Source organism: Actinobacillus suis ATCC 33415, from assembly GCF_000739435.1.
GTDB lineage: Bacteria > Pseudomonadota > Gammaproteobacteria > Enterobacterales > Pasteurellaceae > Actinobacillus > Actinobacillus suis.
In genome coordinates this window covers 807,647-829,460 of the sequence record NZ_CP009159.1, presented here as the reverse complement: position 1 = coordinate 829,460, position 21,814 = coordinate 807,647, and the positions used below count along the sequence as shown (strand labels likewise).

At 39.8% G+C, this 21,814-nt stretch carries 21 protein-coding genes; 17 read left to right on the top strand and 4 right to left on the bottom strand.

From position 1 onward, the window contains the following. Positions 1-51 precede the first annotated feature (51 nt). The gene (locus ASU1_RS03845; protein WP_014991541.1) at positions 52-441 is read right to left on the bottom strand and encodes a Z-ring associated ZapG family protein; all 390 of its coding nucleotides are present in this window, start codon (positions 439-441) and stop codon (positions 52-54) included. 308 nt (positions 442-749) lie between these two features. Between ASU1_RS03845 and rplM the strand changes: the two genes are divergently transcribed. From rplM to ASU1_RS03810, 7 genes are all read left to right on the top strand, one after another. After that, positions 750-1,178: a 50S ribosomal protein L13 gene (rplM, locus tag ASU1_RS03840; protein WP_005596850.1), complete on the top strand. Its 429-nt coding sequence runs from the start codon at positions 750-752 to the stop codon at positions 1,176-1,178. 16 nt (positions 1,179-1,194) lie between these two features. Next, entirely contained in the window at positions 1,195-1,590 is a 396-nt protein-coding gene (rpsI, locus tag ASU1_RS03835; RefSeq protein WP_005622826.1) for a 30S ribosomal protein S9, read from the top strand. A gap of 121 nt (positions 1,591-1,711) precedes the next feature. Further along, entirely contained in the window at positions 1,712-2,494 is a 783-nt protein-coding gene (gene yaaA / locus ASU1_RS03830; RefSeq protein ID WP_014991540.1) for a peroxide stress protein YaaA, read from the top strand. Further along, the gene (locus ASU1_RS03825; protein ID WP_014991539.1) at positions 2,494-3,039 is read left to right on the top strand and encodes a hypothetical protein; all 546 of its coding nucleotides are present in this window, start codon (positions 2,494-2,496) and stop codon (positions 3,037-3,039) included. Before yaaA ends, ASU1_RS03825 begins: the two co-directional genes overlap by 1 nt. 28 nt (positions 3,040-3,067) lie before the next feature. Continuing rightward, positions 3,068-3,991: a cation diffusion facilitator family transporter gene (locus tag ASU1_RS03820; protein WP_014991538.1), complete on the top strand. Its 924-nt coding sequence runs from the start codon at positions 3,068-3,070 to the stop codon at positions 3,989-3,991. Then, positions 3,972-4,742 (top strand): Zn-ribbon-containing protein, encoded by a 771-nt coding sequence (locus ASU1_RS03815; protein ID WP_014991537.1) that lies wholly within the window; start codon positions 3,972-3,974, stop codon positions 4,740-4,742. The genes ASU1_RS03820 and ASU1_RS03815 overlap by 20 nt, the downstream gene beginning before the upstream one ends. 96 nt (positions 4,743-4,838) lie before the next feature. After that, positions 4,839-6,164 (top strand): L-cystine transporter, encoded by a 1,326-nt coding sequence (locus ASU1_RS03810; RefSeq protein WP_014991536.1) that lies wholly within the window; start codon positions 4,839-4,841, stop codon positions 6,162-6,164. Positions 6,165-6,267: 103 nt separating this feature from the next. Here ASU1_RS03810 and ASU1_RS03805 read toward each other — a convergent pair whose 3' ends face one another. Continuing rightward, on the bottom strand, positions 6,268-6,930 hold the full coding sequence (locus ASU1_RS03805) for an NAD(P)H-dependent oxidoreductase (protein WP_014991535.1): 663 nt from the start codon (positions 6,928-6,930) through the stop codon (positions 6,268-6,270). 277 nt (positions 6,931-7,207) lie between these two features. Between ASU1_RS03805 and pheS the strand changes: the two genes are divergently transcribed. From pheS to ASU1_RS03785, 4 genes are all read left to right on the top strand, one after another. Then, on the top strand, positions 7,208-8,194 hold the full coding sequence (pheS, locus tag ASU1_RS03800) for a phenylalanine--tRNA ligase subunit alpha (RefSeq protein WP_014991534.1): 987 nt from the start codon (positions 7,208-7,210) through the stop codon (positions 8,192-8,194). A 90-nt stretch (positions 8,195-8,284) separates the two neighbouring features. Continuing rightward, positions 8,285-10,672 carry a phenylalanine--tRNA ligase subunit beta gene (gene pheT, locus ASU1_RS03795; RefSeq protein WP_014991533.1) on the top strand — a complete coding sequence of 796 codons (2,388 nt, stop codon included), beginning with the start codon at positions 8,285-8,287 and terminating at the stop codon, positions 10,670-10,672. 17 nt (positions 10,673-10,689) lie between these two features. Then, positions 10,690-10,986 carry an integration host factor subunit alpha gene (locus ASU1_RS03790; protein WP_005596864.1) on the top strand — a complete coding sequence of 99 codons (297 nt, stop codon included), beginning with the start codon at positions 10,690-10,692 and terminating at the stop codon, positions 10,984-10,986. 65 nt (positions 10,987-11,051) lie between these two features. Continuing rightward, a complete protein-coding gene (locus ASU1_RS03785) occupies positions 11,052-11,576 on the top strand; it encodes an NlpC/P60 family protein (protein WP_014991532.1) in 525 nt (174 codons plus the stop codon). 291 nt (positions 11,577-11,867) lie between these two features. Here ASU1_RS03785 and bioD read toward each other — a convergent pair whose 3' ends face one another. Further along, entirely contained in the window at positions 11,868-12,587 is a 720-nt protein-coding gene (bioD, locus tag ASU1_RS03780; protein WP_014991531.1) for a dethiobiotin synthase, read from the bottom strand. A 67-nt stretch (positions 12,588-12,654) separates the two neighbouring features. Next, positions 12,655-13,848, bottom strand: coding sequence for an ROK family transcriptional regulator (locus ASU1_RS03775; protein WP_014991530.1), 1,194 nt, complete (start codon positions 13,846-13,848; stop codon positions 12,655-12,657). A 198-nt stretch (positions 13,849-14,046) separates the two neighbouring features. On the opposite strand from ASU1_RS03775, the gene rnd reads away from it, so the two are divergent. The 6 genes from rnd (at position 14,047) to tsaB (ending at position 21,768) form a co-directional block, all read left to right on the top strand. Next, positions 14,047-15,162, top strand: coding sequence for a ribonuclease D (gene rnd / locus ASU1_RS03770; protein ID WP_014991529.1), 1,116 nt, complete (start codon positions 14,047-14,049; stop codon positions 15,160-15,162). 140 nt (positions 15,163-15,302) lie between these two features. Next, entirely contained in the window at positions 15,303-15,785 is a 483-nt protein-coding gene (lrp, locus tag ASU1_RS03765) for a leucine-responsive transcriptional regulator Lrp (protein WP_005596879.1), read from the top strand. A gap of 9 nt (positions 15,786-15,794) precedes the next feature. Continuing rightward, entirely contained in the window at positions 15,795-18,716 is a 2,922-nt protein-coding gene (locus ASU1_RS03760; RefSeq protein ID WP_039195040.1) for a DNA translocase FtsK, read from the top strand. Positions 18,717-18,900: 184 nt separating this feature from the next. After that, the gene (ypfJ, locus tag ASU1_RS03755) at positions 18,901-19,764 is read left to right on the top strand and encodes a KPN_02809 family neutral zinc metallopeptidase (RefSeq protein ID WP_014991527.1); all 864 of its coding nucleotides are present in this window, start codon (positions 18,901-18,903) and stop codon (positions 19,762-19,764) included. A gap of 126 nt (positions 19,765-19,890) precedes the next feature. Continuing rightward, positions 19,891-20,967 (top strand): 3-deoxy-7-phosphoheptulonate synthase AroG, encoded by a 1,077-nt coding sequence (gene aroG, locus ASU1_RS03750; protein WP_014991526.1) that lies wholly within the window; start codon positions 19,891-19,893, stop codon positions 20,965-20,967. Positions 20,968-21,075: 108 nt separating this feature from the next. Beyond that, positions 21,076-21,768 carry a tRNA (adenosine(37)-N6)-threonylcarbamoyltransferase complex dimerization subunit type 1 TsaB gene (gene tsaB, locus ASU1_RS03745; RefSeq protein ID WP_014991525.1) on the top strand — a complete coding sequence of 231 codons (693 nt, stop codon included), beginning with the start codon at positions 21,076-21,078 and terminating at the stop codon, positions 21,766-21,768. Positions 21,769-21,814 lie beyond the last annotated feature (46 nt).

The window sequence follows — 21,814 nt, the reverse complement described above, 5'->3', positions numbered from 1 at the left end:
AAAGACCGCTTATTGGTTATGCCAAATAAGCGGTCTTTTTTTGATGAAATTTTACGATTTTAATAAGCCTGATGAGCCTTCCGAATAATCTCTCGGTTGGTCTTCACTATTTTCATGTTTGAGCGGAAGTTGAGATTGTTTGAAAAAAGCGATTTGTTCTGCTTCAGGTAATAGTTTTTCCGAACCTTTCGCTAAGTGCTGATACAATTTTTTGTAATCTTCAGCAAGGGTTGAGAGTAAAGCAGCGGATTGTTCAAAATGTTGCTCAAGTTGCTGCTTTTGTTCTTCCACTTTCTCTTTGGTGTCTTTTAGCTCATTTTCGAGTTGAATATGTTGCTGCACATTGCCCTTAAAAGCACGTACAATCACGCATCCTGCAATGATGCCAATCACAAAGGCAACGCCAATTGCAGACCAAACTTCTGGTGTCCATTGTCCCATCATAATCGATTCCTCTTGCTAGTGAAAAGTCAGCTTTTTGTATCACGATCCGCTAGGCAAGAGAAGGGCTTTAAGCGATTAAATTTTGAAAATTTGAGCTTTCCGACATTTTTCAGATTTAATGCAAAAAAACTTAGCTTTTTAGATAAAATATCTGTATAATCCTCGCACCCTGTTTTGTTTGGACTTTCCCGCCGAACAAGTTTGGTCAGATTTTGACTCGAAGGGGTCGGATTCTACCGTCATATAGGTAATTCGCTTATTTATAAGTGAATTGGGTTATAACTAAAAATATTGGTATTTAATTAATGAAAACTTTTGTAGCAAAACCAGAAACAGTAAAACGTGACTGGTACGTAGTAGATGCGACAGGTAAAACTTTAGGTCGTTTAGCTACTGAATTAGCACGCCGTTTACGCGGTAAACATAAAGCTGAATATACTCCACACGTAGATACAGGTGATTACATCATCGTTATCAACGCAGAGAAAGTAGCAGTAACTGGCAAAAAAGAAACTGACAAAATCTACTACTGGCACACTGGCTACGTAGGTGGCATCAAAGATGCAACTTTCAAAGAAATGATTGCACGTCGTCCAGAAGCAGTGATCGAGATCGCAGTTAAAGGTATGTTACCAAAAGGTCCTTTAGGCCGTGAAATGTTCCGTAAATTAAAAGTTTACGCAGGTAACGAACACAACCACGCTGCACAACAACCACAAGTTTTAGACATCTAATCACGGAGCATCGAAAATGACAGCAGCAAATCAAAACTACGGCACAGGTCGCCGCAAAAGCTCTTCAGCTCGTGTATTTATCAAACCGGGCAGTGGTAACATTACCATCAACCAACGTTCTTTAGACGTTTACTTCGGTCGTGAAACTTCACGCATGGTAGTTCGTCAACCATTAGAATTAGTTGAGTTATTAGATAAATTAGATTTATACATCACTGTTAAAGGTGGTGGTATTTCTGGTCAAGCAGGTGCGATCCGTCACGGTATCACACGTGCATTAATGGAATACGACGAAACTTTACGCCCTGCATTACGTGCAGCTGGCTTCGTTACTCGTGACGCACGTCGCGTTGAACGTAAAAAAGTGGGTTTACACAAGGCACGTCGTCGTCCACAATACTCAAAACGTTAATTTCGAGTATTACAGATATACGAAAGTATTATCAGCAGAAGGCAGGATTATTCCTGCCTTTTCTGTTTTTATCGCCTGACAAGTGCTAAAATGAACCAAATTTTTAATCAAGGTATTTTTTATGTTAGCCATCATTTCTCCTGCAAAAACATTAGATTTTGAAACGCCCGCACCTAATTTCCCATTTGCAAATTCTCAACCGAAATTAACCGCTTATAGTCAACAACTTGTCGATATCTGCAAACAATTTTCACTGGCAGAATTAGGCTCATTAATGTCGATCAGCGATAAACTCGCTAGCCTGAATGTAGCCCGTTTTACAGAATGGCAACTGGAACATAACGAACAAAATGCTAAAGCGGCTTTATTTGCATTTAAAGGTGATGTTTATACAGGACTGGATGCGGAAACTCTTACTCAAGCGCAAGTAGAATATGCACAAACACATTTGCGAATGTTATCCGGCTTATATGGGCTATTAAAACCGCTTGATTTAATGCAGCCATACCGCTTAGAAATGGGGACGAAGTTAGCTAATCCACAAGGCAAAGATCTTTATGCGTTTTGGGGCGAGATTATTACCCAACATTTACAGACTGCGATTGATGAACAAGGCGATAATATCTTAGTGAACCTTGCTTCGGACGAATATTACGGTGCAGTAAAAGCAAAACAGTTACAGGCAACCATTATTAAGCCGGTATTCTTAGATGAAAAGAACGGCAAGTTTAAGCAAATCAGTTTTTATGCGAAAAAAGCGCGCGGTATGATGGTACGCTTTATTTTAGAAACGCAACCGACTAGCGTAGAACAACTGAAAGCTTTTAATTATGGTGGCTATTGGTTTGATGAAGAGGCTTCCAGCGCAACGGAACTCGTCTTTAAACGCAAGGAGCAGGCATAATGCGTTGGCTTTTTCTTGCAGGATTTTCGTTATTTTTGACCGCTTGTAGCCTAACCCAAAAGCAATTTGATTTACCGGAAAAAGTGGATTTTCAAGGTAAATCTTATGTGAAGGTAACGGATAATCGTATTGATGAAATGCGACAATTGCTCTATTTACCGGCTGATGGAAAGCAAGATCCTGAACATTGGAATAATGGGATTTTATTTTTTCTAGATCAGAATTCGCAGGGTAAAACGTTGCAACAACGAGTAGTGCTTCGACAGGCTGCTTTTGCGCAACAAAATAATACGCAATCTAAAGTGAGTATTGAGCAGCAAGAATTGCGCAGTGAAGTGATTTATCCGCCGACAGAACGTTTTAATGACGTATTACTTGAAGTCTCTCGAGGCAAAGATTTGCAGTGTGGCTATGGGCAAATTCAATATTCGGACAAACGCGCTATGGTTGCAAAAAAATGGCAAAATTCGACCGCTTATCAAGCCTCATTAGTCCAATTAGCACAGCAGCTGGCGGCAATGCCATGGCTAATTACTTGTAAGTAAGGATAAATAGTACATACTTGGGGGGAGTATGGAGCAACAATATATTAAATTGGTGAAAAGAGCAGCAAATTTTGCGATTTTGGTAGCTTGCTTGCTGATAGTCATTAAAGCGTTTGCATGGTGGAAAACCGGCTCAATTTCGATTTTAGCGGCAGTGACCGATTCTGTTGTGGACTTATTGGCCTCGATCACCAATATCTTAGTGCTACGTTTTGCACTGCTACCGGCAGATGAAAATCATACATTCGGGCATGGCAAAGCGGAATCGCTTGCTGCGATTGCTCAAAGTGCGTTTATCGGTGGCTCGGCGGTGTTCTTAGTGCTACAAGGTGTGCATAAATTGATGCATCCGCATTTTATGGAAGGATCGGAAATAGGGATAGCTGTCAGCCTGATTTCGATTATTGTGACCGGCGCTTTAGTGTGGTATCAAAAACGCGTTGTGGCTTTAACTAAAAGTCCGGCAATTGCGGCAGATTCTCTGCATTATCAAACGGATTTGTTAATGAATGCCGCGATTCTAGTCGCTATGCTGCTAAGTCTGTATGGCTTTGTTTATGCCGATGCGATTTTTGCAATTGGGATTGCACTTTATATCGGTATTAATGCTTTTAAAATGTTTTGGGAAGCGGTACAAGTACTACTAGATCAAGCATTACCACAGGAAGAAATCGATCAAATTTTAGAACTTGCCGCACATCATGAGCGAATTATCGGTATGCATGATTTGCTTACTCGCCAAGTGGGGGCTGTGCGTTTTATTCAACTTCATTTAGAGCTAGAAGATAACCTGACTTTACGGGAAGCGCATGATATTACCGATTCACTGGAACAGAAAATTCTAGCGATTTTTCCTCGTTCGGAAATTATTATTCATCAAGAGCCAACCTCAATTGTTCAGCAAGAACTTAAATTAGGACAAGTAAAAGATTATGTACCAAGTTATCGCTAATTTTAGCTATCAAGATTTTGAAAGCGATCCTGTCACGTTAATTAACCAAGTTGTCAATCAATGGCGTTTTAACGGACAGATTATCGGCAGAGAATTTGCGGTGACTTACCACCAAAATCCGCTGGCGCATTTTCAAGTACGAGTTTCAACCCCGGAGCAAACCAGTCTAATGCCGGAATGGAATAGTGCAGAAGTTAATGAGGCACTATTACAAGCGGAAGAAAATGGCGTAGAATTCGAATCGTTTGAGATTGTTGGTCGAGATTATCAAGCAGAACAAACCAGCGAACTTGAACAACAGGCGTTCCAAATTCTTTATACTACCCACTTAGATAGCTGTTCACCGGTTTATGGTGGTGAGGATTTTTGTGCGATTCCACTCTATAAAGCAACCGAGCAACAGCAACAACTTGGCGAACAGTTGATTAAATGGCAAGAAAATTGGCAAGCTTGTGATCAGTTACAAATGAATGGCGGTGTACTAGAACAGCAGGCTTTAGCGCAAATTAGTGAAGTCGATAGCGAACTTTCACAAACAGGAATAACGTTATGTCATCAACTTGAAGCACTAAGCGGTGTGCCGACTTTCTATTATTTATATCGTTTAGGTAATGATTTAGCTGCAGAACATCAGCGTAAATGTCCTAAATGCCAAGGAGAATGGAAATTAGCACAACCGTTGCATCAAGTATTCCACTTTAAGTGTGATAAATGTCGTTTAATCTCTAATTTAAGCTGGGAAGTACAATAATATAACTTTTAGTACTATAAAATGAGAAAGTTATATTGAAAATATAGAGCGAGAGTTATATTCTCGCTTTTATTTTTTATTGTGTTGGAGATTCGGATGATTATCCTTAATTTAGCTGTGTTTACAGCGCTACTATTCCTACTGTTTTTACTGTATAAAAACACGCAAAAATTAGGACAAACTGTTTTTGTCGGCTTATTACTTGGGGTGGTAAGTGGTGCAATTTTGCAAAATTTTTACCAAAAGTCAGAAATTGACGCAACGTTAGAGTGGGTGAATTTAGTCGGTAACGGTTATGTACGTTTATTGCAAATGATTGTAATGCCGTTAGTGTTTATTTCGATTTTGTCTGCGATTACCCGTCTAAAACAAGCGGGATCATTGGGTAAAATCAGCTTCAGTGTACTATCGGTTTTATTGATTACCACCGCAATTGCGGCTGCAATCGGTATTGCAATGGTGTATTTATTTGATTTATCAGCGGAAGGATTAGTAGCTGGTGAGAGAGAATTAGCTGCGCAGGGCAAAGTGGCGGGGCGTGCAGAGCAAGTGTCAAATTTATCTGTACCGGCAATGTTAGTCTCTTTTATTCCAAAAAATCCATTCTTAGAATTAACCGGTGCAAACCCGACTTCAATTATTAGCACGGTAATTTTCTCTGCATTTTTAGGTGTGGCGGCATTAAGCCTTGCCAAAGAAGATGCCGCATTAGGTGAACGTATTGCAACTGGGGTGGATACCTTAAATAAACTGATTATGCGTTTAGTCCGTTTTGTGATTCGCTTAACCCCTTACGGCGTATTTGCACTCATGCTAAAAATGGCAACTACTTCAAAATGGGAAGATATTGTTAATTTGGGTAGCTTTATTGTGGCGTCTTACTTAGCAATCGGCTTGATGTTTTTAGTACATGGCATTCTACTTTTCGTGGCAAAAGTGAATCCGCTGGATTACTACAAGAAAGTGTTACCGACTCTTAGCTTTGCTTTTACCTCTCGCTCAAGTGCTGCGACTTTACCGCTAAATATTGAGACGCAAACCGATAAATTGGGTAATAATAATGTTATTGCTAATTTCTCGGCGACCTTCGGTGCCACTATTGGGCAAAATGGCTGTGCTGGGATTTATCCTGCAATGTTAGCGGTGATGGTCGCACCAACTGTAGGTATAGATCCGTTTAGTCTCAGTTACGTTGTCACGTTAATTCTAGTGGTAGCGATTTCTTCATTCGGCATTGCCGGTGTAGGCGGCGGAGCAACTTTTGCAGCGATTGTCGTGCTTTCCACCTTAAATTTACCGATTGAATTGGTTGGCTTATTAATTTCAGTTGAGCCGTTAATTGATATGGGACGCACCGCATTAAATGTAAATGGTTCAATGGTGGCAGGCACATTAAGTAACAAGTGGCTTAATCGGGCATAACAAGCGGTGATTTTGGGTAAAATTTTTATGAAATTTGACCGCTTGTTATCGAAAATAGAAAAAGGGGCTTAAGCCCCTTTGTTATTGATATGGATAGCAAGATTTATTCCACCCAACTGATCACATCTTCAGCCGGCTTACGGTATTTTTTGGTAATCGGTTTCGCACGATAACCGAAGGTCACCATACAAGAAACACCGTATTCGTTAGCGTCAAATAAGCCTTCTTTCGCTAAGATTTCGTTTACCGCATCATAGTTAAAGCCTTCAATCGGGCAAGAGTCAATCCCAATCATTGCTGCGCCGGTCATCATATTTGCGAGTGCAATATAAGTTTGTTTCGAGCACCAGTCGAATAAGGTACGATCACTTTCTAACACTTTAATATCATCGGTTTGGAACGATTTATAACGAGCAATGGTGGTTTCCATTTGTTCCGGTGTTAAGCCACGTTTTGATAAGCCCTGGTGGAAGAAATCCGAATCGTATCGCGCATTTTTCTTAGCTAAGATCACGACTAAATGGCTCATTTCGTGCATTGGGTGTTTGATTCCCCAAGAAACTGGCGCAATTTTTTCACGGATAACCGCATTTTGCAGCACAATGAATTTCCAAGGTTCGGAACCTACAGAACTTGGTGATAATCTACCGAGCTCTAAAATATATTCCATATCTTCACGGCTGATTTTTTTAGCCGGGTCATAGCTACGACAAGCAGCGCGGAAGCTAAATGCGTCTAGAACGTCTTGTTTGGCAATATGTGACATAATTTCCTCATTCATAGTTGTAGTAAACGCTGTGATAATACGCTTTTATCAACTATTAAGCTAATGCTTCATAAAAGCAAATCACCAAACTTTGTTTTATTTCTAATTTTTGCAAAAAAACTCCAAAAATAAACCGCTTGTATAGATAAATCATTCAAATTAATTGTTTTTGTGAAACCTTAAAAATCAACACTTTAGCTTAACTTTACATTTACTTTCTTCAGGCAAAGTATTATCATCACAATAATTTTTCATCAATATATTTAGAGGATAGGTAATGCAACACCTAAAAGAATTAACAGAGAAAGCGAGAAATGCTTTAGATGCCTTAGATCAAGGTTTAGATGCGTTAGAAGAGTTTCGTGTTGAATATTTCGGTAAAAAAGGTCATTTTACTGCGTTAATGCAAGAATTACGCAATGTTTCGGCGGAAGAGCGTCCGGCAATCGGTGCGAAAATCAATGAAGCGAAGCAAACAATTCTTGATATTTTAAATGCGAAAAAAGAAGCGTCGGAACAAGAAGCGTTAAACGCAAAACTCGCGGCGGAAAGCATTGACGTATCATTACCGGGTCGTAAAACCGAATTAGGTGGTTTACATCCAGTCTCAATTACGATTGAACGTGTCGTAAAATTTTTCTCTGAATTAGGTTTTACCGTGGCAAGCGGTCCGGAAATCGAAACGGATTACTATAACTTTGATGCGTTAAATATTCCTGCTCACCACCCGGCACGTGCGGATCACGATACGTTCTGGTTCGATGCGCAACGTTTATTACGTACGCAAACGTCAGGCGTACAAATTCGTACCATGGAAAATATGCAGCCGCCAATCCGTATCGTGGCACCGGGCCGTGTATATCGTAACGACTACGACCAAACTCACACACCGATGTTCCACCAAATCGAATTGCTTTATGTGGACAAAAAAGCAAACTTTACTGAGTTAAAAGGTTTGATTCACGATTTCTTAAAAGCGTTTTTCGAAGAAGATTTACAAGTGCGTTTCCGTCCGTCATTCTTCCCATTCACAGAGCCTTCGGCTGAAGTGGACGTAATGCGTCAAAACGGTAAATGGTTAGAAGTATTAGGTTGCGGTATGGTGCATCCAAATGTATTACGTAACGTAGGTATCGATCCGGAAGAATACAGTGGTTTTGCGGTAGGTATGGGAGTTGAGCGTTTAACGATGTTACGATACAACGTAACGGATTTACGTTCGTTCTTTGAAAATGACTTACGTTTCTTAAAACAATTTAAATAATAGTTAGATTCACTGAATACACGGGAATGACAAGCGGTCAAAATTAAGTGGAATTTTGCAAATTCCGTGTAAGAAAATAGAGGATATAAAATGAAATTTAATGAATCTTGGTTGCGTGAGTGGGTCAATCCTGCAGTATCAACAGAGCAATTATGCGACCAAATCACCATGTTAGGTTTAGAAGTCGATGATGTTGAACCGGTTGCCGGCGCATTTACCGGTGTAGTTGTGGGTGAAGTGGTTGAATGTGCTCAACACCCGGATGCGGATAAATTACGTGTCACTAAAGTGAATGTAGGCGGTGATCGCTTATTAGATATCGTATGTGGCGCACCGAACTGCCGTCAGGGCTTAAAAGTGGCGTGTGCAACGGAAGGTGCGGTATTACCGGGCGATTTTAAAATTAAGAAAACCAAATTACGCGGTCAGCCGTCTGAAGGTATGCTTTGTTCATATTCTGAATTAGGTATCAAAGAAGATCATAGCGGTATTATCGAATTACCGGCAGATGCGCCAATTGGTAAAGATTTCCGTGAATATTTAGATTTAAATGATGTGGCAATTGAAATCAGTTTAACCCCAAACCGTGCGGACTGCTTAAGCATTGCAGGTATCGCACGTGAAGTGGGCGTAATTAACCGAGCGGAAGTAAAATCGCCGGTGATTTCGGCCGTACCTGCAACGATTGCGGACAAAGTGGCTGTAGAATTACAAGCGCCGGAAGCTTGCCCGCGTTACCTTGCTCGTGTTGTGAAAAATGTAAACGTAAAAGCAGCTTCACCATTATGGTTGCAAGAGAAATTACGCCGTTGTGGTATTCGTTCAATCGATCCGATTGTCGATATTACTAACTTAAGCCTGTTAGAACTTGGTCAACCGATGCACGCTTTTGATGCGTCTAAAATTGAAGGTGCTATCCAAGTACGTATGGCAAAAGAGGGTGAAGAATTAGTTTTATTAGACGGTACAACCGCAAAATTACAGCCAAATACTTTAGTCATTGCCGATAGCAAAGTTGCATTAGCAATGGCGGGTATTTTTGGTGGTGAAGCAAGCGGTGTAAATGAAAATACGACTGACGTAGTATTAGAATCGGCATTCTTTGCACCATTAGCGATTACCGGCCGTGCACGTCAATATGGCTTACATACCGATGCATCACACCGTTTTGAACGTGGTGTTGACCCACAATTAGCACGTGATGCGATGGAACGTGCAACTGCATTATTACTTGAAATTTGTGGCGGTGAAGCGGGTGAAATCGTAGAAGCAGTAAGTGAACAACACTTACCAAAACGTAATACGGTTACCTTACGTCGTAGCAAATTAGATGCTGTAATCGGTCACCACATTGAAGATGAAACGGTAACTGATATTTTAACTCGTTTAGGTTTAAACGTAACCTTCACAAATGATAGTTGGACTGCTGTAGCGCCAAGTTGGCGTTTCGACATTGAGATCGAAGAAGATCTTATCGAAGAAGTTGCTCGTATCTATGGCTATAACAGTATTCCAAATAATTCTCCGCTTGCACACTTAACAATGAAAGGCACACCGGAGAAATTATTAGAAGCAAGCCGTATCCGTACTGCATTAGTGGATAGCGATTACCAAGAAGTGGTGACATATAGCTTCGTTGATCCGAAAAAACAATCATTATTGCATCCGAATCAAGAAGCGTTAATTCTACCTAACCCGATTTCAAGCGAAATGTCAGCAATGCGTTTATCGCTTTTAACCGGTTTATTAGATACGATTGTTTACAACCAAAGCCGTCAGCAAACACGCGTTCGTATTTTTGAAGGCGGTTTACGCTTTATTCCAGATGCAACAGCAGAATCAGGAGTTCGTCAAGAATTCGTATTCGGTGCAGCAATTGTCGGTGATAAACGTCCGGTACATTGGGAAAGTAAAGGCGAAGTGGTAGATTTCTTCGACTTGAAAGGCGATATGGAGCGTGTATTATCACTAACGTCAGCTCGTCATGATTTAAAATTTGTGGCAAAACAATTCCCTGCATTACATCCGGGACAATCTGCGGCAATTATGTTAGATGGTAAAGAAATCGGCTTCATTGGTTCTGTGCATCCGTCTATCGTGCAAAAACTTGGTATTAAAGGTAAACCAGTGGTATTTGAGATTCTCGGGGAAGCGATTGCAAACCGTCCAATTCCTGCGGCAAAAGAAATTTCTAAATTCCCTGCGAATAATCGTGATATTGCAGTTGTGGTAGATGAGAATGTAGCAGCTGGTGATGTATTAGATGCATGTCGCAATGCAGGTGGCTCAAAATTAGTTGCAGTAAACTTATTTGACGTTTACCGTGGCACAAATTTAGAAGCTGGTAAGAAAAGTTTAGCAATTAGCTTAACGGTTCAAGACACTGAAAAAACGCTTGAAGAAGAAGAAATTTCAGCTGTAACTCAAGCAGTCTTAGCTGAATTAGCACAACGTTTCCAAGCATATCTAAGAGATTAGATTTAAGGATTATTTTTATGGCACTCACTAAAATTGAACTCGCAGAAAGCCTCGTTGAAAAATGTGGCTTTGATAAACGTATCGCTAAGCTCTTTGTAGAGCAATTTTTCGAAGAAATTCGTAGTTCTCTAGAGAAAGGCGAAGAGGTTAAACTATCCGGTTTCGGTAATTTCTCGTTACGTGAGAAGAATGCTCGCCCAGGGCGAAATCCTAAAACCGGAGAAACTGTTGCCGTGACAGCTCGCCGAGTAGTGGTATTCAAGCCCGGTCAGAAGCTTAGAGACAGAGTCGAAAATGTAAAAGTGAAGGCATAAAAAAGTTATAGCATTCTACAGGCGAAATAAAGCCTGTAGGATGTTTTTTTATAGGCAGTGAATATATGATTAAATTCAACAAAAAACGATTTTCTTCGTTTGCTATTTTAGCTTGTGCAGCGCTATTAACAGCATGTTCAAGTAGTGATAATACATCAGGACCAATTAAGGCAAGAGCAGGAATTTTCCGCACTCATCACAGTACATTATCTGATCCGATTATGGCGATCAGTAGCTTAAGTGAACAACAACATGAATGGAAAGGTACACGTTACCGTTTAGGTGGGAATAGCAAAGCAGGTATTGATTGCTCCGGCTTTATGCAGGTAACTTTCCGTGATTTATTTGGAATCGATTTACCGAGAACAACCTCAGAGCAAGCAAAAGAGGGAACTCGAATTGATCGTGATGAGCTTAGAACTGGTGATTTAGTATTCTTCAAAACAGGACGAGGTCCTAATGGTAAACATGTTGGCGTATATGTAAAAAACGGACAGTTCTTACATGCTTCGACCAAGGGGGGAGTTATTTACTCAGATATAAACTCACCATATTGGTCGAGAACTTTCTGGCAAGCTCGCCGTTTATAATTTAAAAATATGACAGAGATCACATTTTTAGAAAAAAGTTACAAATTTATTGGAATAAAATTTGAAAAATTTAATAAATTGACGTATCCTATACGTACTTAACAAAAAGTGTTGTGTTCAACAACCGATTTCATAAATTTGCTTTCCGAGTAGCCCCTAGTTGAGGGGCTTTTTTTATACCTTTTTATCTCTAAATTTGTATAAGCGGTTGAATTTCTTATCTTTTTTACCAATTTAGCTCAAGCAATAGCAAACAATAAAAAGCCTCCTAAAAGGAGGCCTTTGGCATTTTTATTTTTGAAAATATTGTAATAATGGCTCGGGATTTTGAATATATGGTGTCAAATCTTTCTTATTTGGATAGCCAATATAAGGAATTTGGCCCAATAGTGGCGCATCAATTTCCTGACTCAGCAGTTCAATGAGCTCGGCATAGTGACGTAGCCCCGGGTTAATACGATTTGCAATCCACCCAACTAACTTAACCCCTTTTTGCTTAATCGCCTGTGCAGTTAATAGCGCATGATTAACGCAACCTTCTTTAATTCCTACCACTAATACAACTGGCATTTGATTGTTCTTCACCCAGTCAGCAAAACTTAAATCTTTATTGATCGGAGTTAGCCAACCATAAGTACCTTCAACCACAACATTCGGATAATTTTGCTGTAAACGGGTTAAATCTTGGTTTAATTTTTCTTCTTGGATATGGTGAACGGCATCTAATGCAGCAAATACTGGTGTACTGGAGTGAATAAAGGTATAACTGTTAATTTCTCGATAAGCAACGGGCGTAGGACAACTATCTAGAATTGTCAATACATCCAGATTATCTTCGCTAGCATAGTCTGCCTGATTAGGTTCTGTCGGAAGAGAGTCATCACCGCCACAAGCAATCGGTTTATAACCGACAGCCATAAATTGGTTAGCAGCTAATGTTTGTAAAATAGCACGAGTAACAATGGTTTTTCCCACATTGGTATCCGTGCCGGTAATAAATAACGAAGGCATATTTTATTTCTCTATTATCTAAAAATAACAAAAAAGTTACAAAATCGCCTATATTTTAACTGAAGTTTTAAAGCTGAATGATGTCCTTGATCAAATTTCCCTCATAAATCCCTTGTTTTATTGCGGAACAAGCAATAAGAGGGCTATCCCATTCAAACTGGCTGGTTACTAGATCTACATGGAGATTTCCAAGAAGTAACTCTTTTTGTAATTTTTGTTGAATCTGTTCGAATAGAATATGTTTAATGCGCAGTAGCGGCGAGTTCAACATAATTTTTTCCGTGGAAAAAATATTGATCAGATTCATTAAAACATAAGCTAAATTATCACTGATATGTTCTAAAATCATTAATGCTGTTTCATTTCTTTGCTCAACTTGCTCACATAAATACTGAATTTTTTCATGGCTCTGAGTAAAGCTATTCGGTAGATAATGATCAACTAAGCGTACGATCGCTGGGAAAGTGACTTGGTTATTTAGCTGATAGCGTTGAATTTCATCGCAATCATTCGGTGCAGCAATATCGCTTAATGGACTAAATTTAGGCATCAGCATTTTATCTACATTCATTTTTGATTGTTGATGCAATAGATTACCACGCAATAAGACACTTAAATTTACCGCCTCATCTAATTGGAGGAAAATCACATTATCATTATTAATTAAACTGCCAAGTGTTGATTCTGTGAGAAGCCATAATTGAAAATGTTCATTTAATAAAATTGGACAATCAAATTGTGCTTTTAATGTTTCTACAAAGGAACTTTCAATAGCGGTATCACCTAAACGGATAATTTTGCTGTGATCAGCACTAATTTGTCCAACTACGCTAATAGAAGCCGCTAATATTCGGTTAGCTTCCATTGGTGAATGCCAAAAGAGGTCATTTAAGCAAGTTTGTAAGTAAGAATCGAGTTGCGGATAGTCGTTAGATGAAAGAGGGTAATGTTTGGTCTGAATTGGTTTGCCATTTAATTCGCACAATGAAATTTCTACGTTATTCGGAGAAATCGTAAAATAAAGTAATTGCCAGAAAAAATTAGATACGGCCAATCCGACCGCAGGTCTGCCACGAGAGGTATTATTTTGTACTGTACGTTCCAAAATGAATTTATTATCAATCAGAGATTTGGTGAGGTTAGTGATAGAAGCGGGAGCTAAGCCAGAAAGTTTAGCAAGATCTGTTCGCGAAATAAGTTCAAATTGTTCCACTAGTCGATAAATTGTACCAAGATGTTGGGTTTTATTATCAGAAATCATAGTATAATCCTTAGGTTAAACAGTACTTCATACTTATAAAAAGAAGCACAGCTATTAAAATTTACAAAAGCAAACACTCCATAAGATAATTATTTTTGCTTCAATACATTTGAAGTACAACCACTTTATTGTAATTATGTGAGCTAACTCACATAATTAATTTATTTTTTGAAAAAATTAACTAAAAAGAGCATACAAATGAATCAGAACATTCACTATATTTGGGTTGATACCAATCAAAAATTAGCCGAAGTTTGTCGAAATGCAAGTCAAAAGCCGGCAGTTGCATTGGATACAGAATTTATTCGTACTCGTACTTATTATCCTAAATTAGGTTTGATTCAATTATTTGATGGCGAACAGGTGAGTCTTATTGATCCAACCACAATTGATGAGTTTTCGCCTTTTATTGCGTTATTAGCTAATCAACAAGTAGTAAAAGTTTTACACGCTTGCAGTGAAGATCTCGAGGTTTTCCAACACCGCTTTAAACAATTACCAACACCTCTGGTGGATACACAAATTATGGCAGGCTTTGCCGGAATCGGTGTTTCGATGGGATTTGCTAAATTAGTAGCGCATTATTTACAGATTGAACTGGATAAAGGTGCATCTCGTACAGATTGGTTAGCCCGTCCTTTAAGTGAAGAGCAATTACAATATGCAGCAGCAGATGTATGGTATTTATTACCGGTTTATCAACGCCTAGTTGTAGATCTTGATGTTACGCGTTGGCAGAATGCCGTAGAAGAAGAGTGCCAAACTCTCTTGGAAAAACGTCAAAACTTACCGAATAGTTCAAAAGCATACAAAGATATTTCTAATGCATGGCGTTTAACTCCAGCACAATTAGCTGTATTACAAGTTTTAGCCAAATGGCGTATGGAAGAGGCGGAAAAACGTGATTTAGCGCTTAACTTTGTTGTAAAAGAGCAGAATTTATTTGAAATAGCCAAGCTACAGCCTAAACATACTTCTCAATTATTGGAATTTATGCACCCGAATGAAGTTCGTATACATGGTAAAAAGTTATTACTATTAGTTGAGCAAGGGAAGGCGGTTAGGGAAGAAGATTATCCGCCGACAATATCCCGTCTTGTCGATGAACCAGGTTATAAACACAGCTTAAAATTATTACAGCAAAAATTGGCAGAAATTCGACCGCTTGATCTTGCACCTGAATTATTAGCAAGCAAGCGTCAGTTAAATCAATTATTTAGTTGGTTTATTCGAGGGCAAAATCCGGATAAATTGCCGGAATTGCTCAAAGGTTGGCGAAAAGAGTTTGGTATGCAACTCGTACAAGTTCTCTAAAATTAGATCTTAAATGTGAAAGGGAAAGGTTACCGTAACAAGCGGTAAAATTTCCCTTATTTTTTGCAAACTCGATTAGACCAATGCGCTTAAACCCTGTACAATGGCTCATTAGCACAAAAAACTATAAAGGGTAAAAAATGGAACATAAAAAACTACCTAAAGCATTAGATGCGATCGATTTAAAAATTTTAAATGAGCTACAACGTAACGGTAAAATTTCTAATATTGAGCTTTCTAAACGAGTTGGTTTATCGCCGACACCTTGTTTGGAGCGTGTAAAACGTTTAGAGAAGCAAAATGTGATTATGGGATATCGTGCGTTGCTGAATCCGGAATTACTCGAAGCACCATTACTGGTGATTGTAGAAATCACCTTAGTACGCGGAAAACCGGATGTATTTGAGGAATTCAATCGTGCAGTGCAACAACTGGATGAAATTCAAGAGTGCCATTTAGTTTCCGGTGATTTTGATTATTTGCTCAAAACACGTGTAGCGGATATGGCAGCTTATCGTAAATTATTAGGCACGACTTTACTTCGTTTACCCGGTGTGAATGACACTCGTACATACGTGGTAATGGAAGAAGTAAAACAAACTAATTATCTCTTATTAAAATAAGGAGTGAGTGTGATCGAACGATTCAAACCACGATTAAAGGGTAAGGAAAATATGATTAACCTTGCATTAATTTTGGCAGGGTTATTTGGCTTTTATTTGATCGTGGCATGGGCAAGTTATAGTCCGCTAGATAATGCTTGGAGCACGGCAAGTAGTGTCACGGAGCATAGGGTATTGAATAAAACGGGGGTATTCGGTGCTTGGACGATGGATTTACTGTATGCTTTCTTAGGTAAAGTTGCATTTATTGTGCCATTGACCTTATGCGGCGTATCGGTATATTCATTGGCTTTCCGTTTAGCGAATGAATGGACTTGGAAACATTTTTGCTTGCGTTTCAGTAGTTTTATTTTATTACTGATTGGTTTGGCTGGGCTTGCTAGCGTGGTGTTGTCAAATAATGCCTATTATTTATCCGGTGGTTTTATCGGCGGAATGTTCCAATCCTTACTGGCAAGCACGATCGGTCAATTCGGTGCATTATTTGTAGCGATGATCTTTACCGGTATTGGTTTCTATTTTTGTTCAGGTCAATCACTCCTACCACTATTTGCCCAATTCTATGATTGGATTGTGGCAAAAGATCAGCCTAAAGAGACGTCGGTAGCAGCAGATACGGAAGCAAATGAAGCTCATTTGCAAAATTCAGAAGAAATTCAACCGCTTGTTATTGATGAAAATACAGCAGAAGAGGCTCAAGATGATTCTGAGACTCAGCAGCTGACGGATGTTTCAGTATTTAGTCGTCCGAATATTACCGGTTTGAAAGTACAACCTGAATTTGCAGACAATAAGATGGATTCTGAATTAGCAGATCAAAATATGTTTAACGTAGAAACTGAACTTGAGTTACCAAAAATTAATATTCAAGGAATGGAAATTGCTAGTCAGCCGATTGCCACCCAAGAATTTGCTGAGCCTAATGCAGAAATTGAATTACCGAAAATTCGTTTAAATCCGTTAGTAGAAGCGGCAGTACCTCAGTCTGAAGTGATTTCGCCAACTGATGAATTCAAGCAAGCGCTTGAACAGCAAGATGAATTTGAAGTAGTAGAGAATAATGATGAGGCAGATGCAACGGTTGAATATCAAGATATGAATCCGCCTATGCCGGCATTTGTTCAAGAAGCGAAACCGGTGGTACGTTTACAACCGGTGCTTGAAGAATCAACACAGAAAGAAGAGCTTGAAGAAGATTATGAAGCATTGTTAGCAAAAGAATTTGAACAAGCGGAGCAGGCTCGTTTAGCGCAAATGGAACAACGTGCTAAAGCGCAAGGTTTAGAGCAAACATTTGAACAAATTGTCAAGAGTGAGCCGGAGCCCGTCGTTATGCCAAGTGTGAAAGTAGCTAATATGTCGTCGGAAGTGGAATCAGTATCAACGCCTAATTATCCAAAAGGTTATGGCGATACATTAATACACCCATTGCTACAACGTAACCATACAACAGAAAAACCGACAACGCCATTACCAACGATTGATTTGTTAGATGAGTCGCCACGTCAAACACAGCAAATTACCGAGCAAGAGATTGTTGAAACTTCCCATCGTTTAGAAAGTGCATTAGCAAATTATGGTGTGAAAGCAACGGTTGAAGACGTATTGGTTGGTCCGGTTGTTACTCGCTATGAAATCAAACCGGCTGCCGGTGTTAAAGCCGCAAAAGTAGTCGGTTTAGCGAGCGATTTATCCCGCGAATTAATGTTTAAAGCAATTCGTATCACCGAAGTGGTGCCGGGTAAGCCTTATATGGGGATTGAGACGCCTAACAAACAGCGTGAAACGGTTTGGCTTCGTGATGTGTTAAATAGTGATGCCTTTAAACACAGCAAAGCAACCTTACCAATGGCGCTAGGTAAAGATATTAGTGGCGAACCGATTGTGGTTGATATGGCGAAAATGCCGCACTTACTGGTAGCAGGGCAAACCGGCGGTGGTAAATCGGTTGGTGTTAACACGATGATTTTGAGCTTATTGTTTAAGCTTTCACCGGAACAAGTGCGTTTTATTATGATTGACCCGAAAGTGGTTGAACTATCCATCTATAACGATATTCCGCATTTATTAACACCGGTCGTGACCGATATGAAGAAAGCGGCAAATGCTTTACGTTGGGCGGTGGAAGAAATGGAGCGCCGTTATTTATTAGTAAGCCACTTAAGTGTGCGTAATATTGAAGGCTATAACGATAAAATTGATCAGGCAGCCGCGATGAATTACCCGATTCCTGATCCAACTTGGCGTCCGGGCGATTCAATGGATCAATTACCGCCGGCTCTAGAGAAACTCAGCTATATTGTACTGATTGTGGATGAATTTGCAGATTTAATGATGTCTGCCGGTAAAGAGGTTGAAGAATATATTATGCGTATTGCGCAAAAGGCTCGAGCAGTCGGTATCCACTTAATTCTTGCAACGCAGCGTCCTTCAACCGATGTAATTACCGGTGTAATTAAAGCGAATATCCCAAGCCGTATTGCGTTTACCGTAGCAAGTCAAATTGACTCTCGTACTATTTTAGATGCGGGCGGGGCGGAAGCATTATTAGGGCGTGGTGATATGCTGTATTCTGGTGCAGGCAGTCCGGATATTATTCGTATCCACGGTGCGTTTATGAGCGATGAAGATGTGCAACGTGTGGCAGATAACTGGCGTGCACGAGGAAAGCCGCAATATTTAGAAAGTATTGTTGCTTCCGTTGAAGAATCCGAAGGTACGGAGCGTATTGGTGGAGTCGGTGACCTCGATCCACTATTTGATGAAGTTGTTGAATTTGTGATTGAAAGTGGAGTGACTTCAATAAGTGGTCTCCAACGCCGCTTCTCATTAGGTTTCAACCGTGCGGCACGCATTGTTGATCAAATGGAAGCACAAGGTATTCTTTCAGAGCAAGGAAAAAACGGAAAACGTGAAATTTTAGCAAGATAAAGCGACAATGTAACGTTTTATTCTTTAAACAAGCGGTTAAATTTTGGCAAAACTTTGCAAGTTTGGCTTTGAATTTAATCGCTTTTTGTTATTTGGATTTAGCATAGGAATTACTTGTAGGATATCTCTGGATATTCGTATAAAATTAGGGTTGATTTATTATTTTAGTTTCAAGGAAAGCAAAATGCGTTTAGATAATGAAAGAGAGAGTTCGAACGTAGAAGATAGACGCGGACACTCCGGTTATGGTCGTCGTTCTTCCGGTGGACGAGCTAAAGGTGGGATTTTAGGCTTTATCATCGTATTAATTGGGGCTTATTATGGCGTGGATTTAACCGGTTTGATGGGATATAACGATTCACAATCTTCTTATCAGCAGCAACAAACGGCACCGATTATTTCTGCAGAAGAAGCGGAACTTAATACGATTGCTCGCAAAGTACTGTACACTACGGAACGTATATGGGGTAATTATTTTAAACAAAACGGTTTGACTTATCGTGAACCCAAATTAGTGCTTTACCCAGGCGTTACGCATACCGCTTGCGGCACGGGGCAATCGGCTATGGGACCATTTTATTGTCCGGCAGATCAAAAAGTTTATCTCGATTTATCGTTCTATGATGATATGAAGTCACAGCTCAGGGCATCAGGTGATTTTGCTTTTGCTTATGTCATTGCACACGAAGTTGGTCATCATGTTCAAAACTTATTAGGCATCAGTGAGCAGACTCAAAGAGCACAACGTAACGCTCGTAACCAAGCGACAGCGAATAAAATATCAGTAAACGTAGAGCTTCAAGCAGACTGTTTTGCCGGTGTTTGGGGTTACCAAATTCAAAAAGAAGGAAAATTAGAAGCCGGTGATGTAGAAGAGGCATTTATTGCTTCACAGGCTGTTGGTGATGACCGTTTGCAAAAACAAGCTCAAGGTTATGTTGTGCCTGATAGCTTTACACACGGCTCTTCTGCTGAGCGTTTGGCTTGGTTCCGTAAGGGATTACAATCCGGTAATCCAGCTGTTTGTGATACATTTTCTGTTCGTTAAATCAGCAAAATATTTTTGTACTAGTTAAATAGTTCAAAAACCATTTGACATCATTTTATAATTTTATTAAGTTAGGTCTACACCTTTTCTAATAACTGTTTAAAACAAACAATAAGAGAGCACACAATGTCTTACAAGAATGATGACCTACGTATTACTAAAATTGAAGAACTTTTGCCACCGGTTGCGTTATTAGAACGTTTTCCGGCAAGTGAAGTCGCTGCTGAAACGGTGGAAAATGCTCGCCAAGCTATCCATAAAATTATTCATGGTGCGGACGATCGCTTATTGGTAGTGATTGGCCCATGTTCAATTCACGATCCTAAAGCAGCCTTAGAATATGCACAGCGTATTAAAGCCCTTCGTGCTGATCCTAAAATTAATCAAAATCTTGAAGTAGTGATGCGAGTGTATTTTGAGAAACCTCGTACCACTGTCGGTTGGAAAGGACTAATCAATGATCCATACCTAAACGAAACTTATGCGCTAAATGATGGTTTACGTATTGCGCGTAAAGTATTGTCTGATATCAATGACTTAACCGTACCGGCAGCAGGTGAATTTTTAGATATGATCACGCCCCAGTATATGGCTGATTTTATGAGCTGGGGTGCAATTGGTGCTCGTACGACCGAATCTCAAGTACACCGTGAATTAGCTTCAGGTTTATCTTGTGCGGTTGGCTTTAAAAATGCAACAAACGGCGGCGTAAAAATTGCTTTAGATGCAATTGGTGCTGCAGAAGCACCACACCATTTCTTATCGGTTACCAAATTTGGTCATTCTGCGATTGTCTCTACGGCAGGTAACCCTGATTGCCATATCATTTTACGTGGTGGCGATAATGGCACAAACTATGATGCGGAGTCTGTTGCAAAAGTGTGTGCGGATATTGAGAAATCCGGTCGCCGTCCGCACGTAATGATTGACTTTAGCCATGCAAATAGCCAAAAGCAATTTAAACGTCAAATGGATGTTTGTGCCGATGTATGCCAGCAAATTGCGAATGGTTCAGAATTGATTTCTGGCGTGATGATTGAAAGCCATTTAGTTGAGGGTCGCCAAGAACTGGGTGATGGTAATTTAGATAATTTAGTGTACGGTCAAAGCGTGACAGATGCATGTATTGGCTGGGAAGACAGTGAAAAAGCGTTATTTGCATTAGCGGAAGCGGTTGAACAGCGCCGAGCTAAGCATGCTTAATCACTAAAATTAATATCAGAAACACGGAAATAATTGGTTTTTGCAAACTTTTTTGTAAAGTTAACCGCTTGTTTCCGTGTTTTCTGTCGTTTTTAGGATAATAAATTAATGAACAAAACAATTCTTGCTATTGATACGGCCACTGAAGCTTGCTCTGTGGCGTTATTACATAATGGACAAATCTCTTCATTAGATGAATTAAGTCCTAGAACGCATACGCAGCGAATCCTGCCCATGGTAGATGAATTATTGGCAAAGGCAGGACTTTCTCTTAAACAAGTCGATGCATTAGCATTTGGTCGAGGGCCGGGAAGCTTTACCGGTGTTCGAGTAGGTGTTGGTATTGCTCAGGGGCTGGCAATGGGAGCAAATTTACCAGTTGTGCCGGTCTCAAATCTCTTAACAATGGCACAAGCAGCTTACGAGAAAACAGGAGCAACAAATGTTGTTGCACTGATTGATGCCCGTATGAATGAAGTTTATTTTGCGCAATATGAGAGAGTAGGGCAGTGCTGGCAAGCAATTGTTGCTGAGCAAGTCTGTTCTCCGGAGCATGCTATTAGCCAAATACAGCCGAAAGATAATACTGTGGTGGTAGGTACCGGTTGGGTGGCATATTCGCAATTTTCTGATGCACAATTATCACTTTTAGTAAGTGATATTACATTACCTTCAGCAAAATCAATGCTCACACTTGCAGAATTCGAACTTGCTCAAGGGAATACACAATCGGCATTACAAATTGAACCGGTTTATTTACGTAATGAAGTAACTTGGGAAAAATTACCGCATAAACGTTAGGATGTAGATCAAATAATCTTTTTGTAGAAAAATACAAAGAAATTAA

Coding starts and splice junctions, on each gene's coding strand:
- ASU1_RS03805 (WP_014991535.1), bottom strand. CDS start 6,930: ATGTCACATATTGCCAAACAAGACGTTCTAGACGCATTTAGCTTCCGC.
- tsaB (WP_014991525.1), top strand. CDS start 21,076: ATGAACAAAACAATTCTTGCTATTGATACGGCCACTGAAGCTTGCTCT.
- rnd (WP_014991529.1), top strand. CDS start 14,047: ATGAATCAGAACATTCACTATATTTGGGTTGATACCAATCAAAAATTA.
- ypfJ (WP_014991527.1), top strand. CDS start 18,901: ATGCGTTTAGATAATGAAAGAGAGAGTTCGAACGTAGAAGATAGACGC.
- aroG (WP_014991526.1), top strand. CDS start 19,891: ATGTCTTACAAGAATGATGACCTACGTATTACTAAAATTGAAGAACTT.
- yaaA (WP_014991540.1), top strand. CDS start 1,712: ATGTTAGCCATCATTTCTCCTGCAAAAACATTAGATTTTGAAACGCCC.
- ASU1_RS03845 (WP_014991541.1), bottom strand. CDS start 441: ATGGGACAATGGACACCAGAAGTTTGGTCTGCAATTGGCGTTGCCTTT.
- pheS (WP_014991534.1), top strand. CDS start 7,208: ATGCAACACCTAAAAGAATTAACAGAGAAAGCGAGAAATGCTTTAGAT.
- ASU1_RS03790 (WP_005596864.1), top strand. CDS start 10,690: ATGGCACTCACTAAAATTGAACTCGCAGAAAGCCTCGTTGAAAAATGT.
- ASU1_RS03815 (WP_014991537.1), top strand. CDS start 3,972: ATGTACCAAGTTATCGCTAATTTTAGCTATCAAGATTTTGAAAGCGAT.
- rplM (WP_005596850.1), top strand. CDS start 750: ATGAAAACTTTTGTAGCAAAACCAGAAACAGTAAAACGTGACTGGTAC.
- rpsI (WP_005622826.1), top strand. CDS start 1,195: ATGACAGCAGCAAATCAAAACTACGGCACAGGTCGCCGCAAAAGCTCT.
- pheT (WP_014991533.1), top strand. CDS start 8,285: ATGAAATTTAATGAATCTTGGTTGCGTGAGTGGGTCAATCCTGCAGTA.
- ASU1_RS03810 (WP_014991536.1), top strand. CDS start 4,839: ATGATTATCCTTAATTTAGCTGTGTTTACAGCGCTACTATTCCTACTG.
- lrp (WP_005596879.1), top strand. CDS start 15,303: ATGGAACATAAAAAACTACCTAAAGCATTAGATGCGATCGATTTAAAA.
- bioD (WP_014991531.1), bottom strand. CDS start 12,587: ATGCCTTCGTTATTTATTACCGGCACGGATACCAATGTGGGAAAAACC.
- ASU1_RS03775 (WP_014991530.1), bottom strand. CDS start 13,848: ATGATTTCTGATAATAAAACCCAACATCTTGGTACAATTTATCGACTA.
- ASU1_RS03785 (WP_014991532.1), top strand. CDS start 11,052: ATGATTAAATTCAACAAAAAACGATTTTCTTCGTTTGCTATTTTAGCT.
- ASU1_RS03820 (WP_014991538.1), top strand. CDS start 3,068: ATGGAGCAACAATATATTAAATTGGTGAAAAGAGCAGCAAATTTTGCG.
- ASU1_RS03825 (WP_014991539.1), top strand. CDS start 2,494: ATGCGTTGGCTTTTTCTTGCAGGATTTTCGTTATTTTTGACCGCTTGT.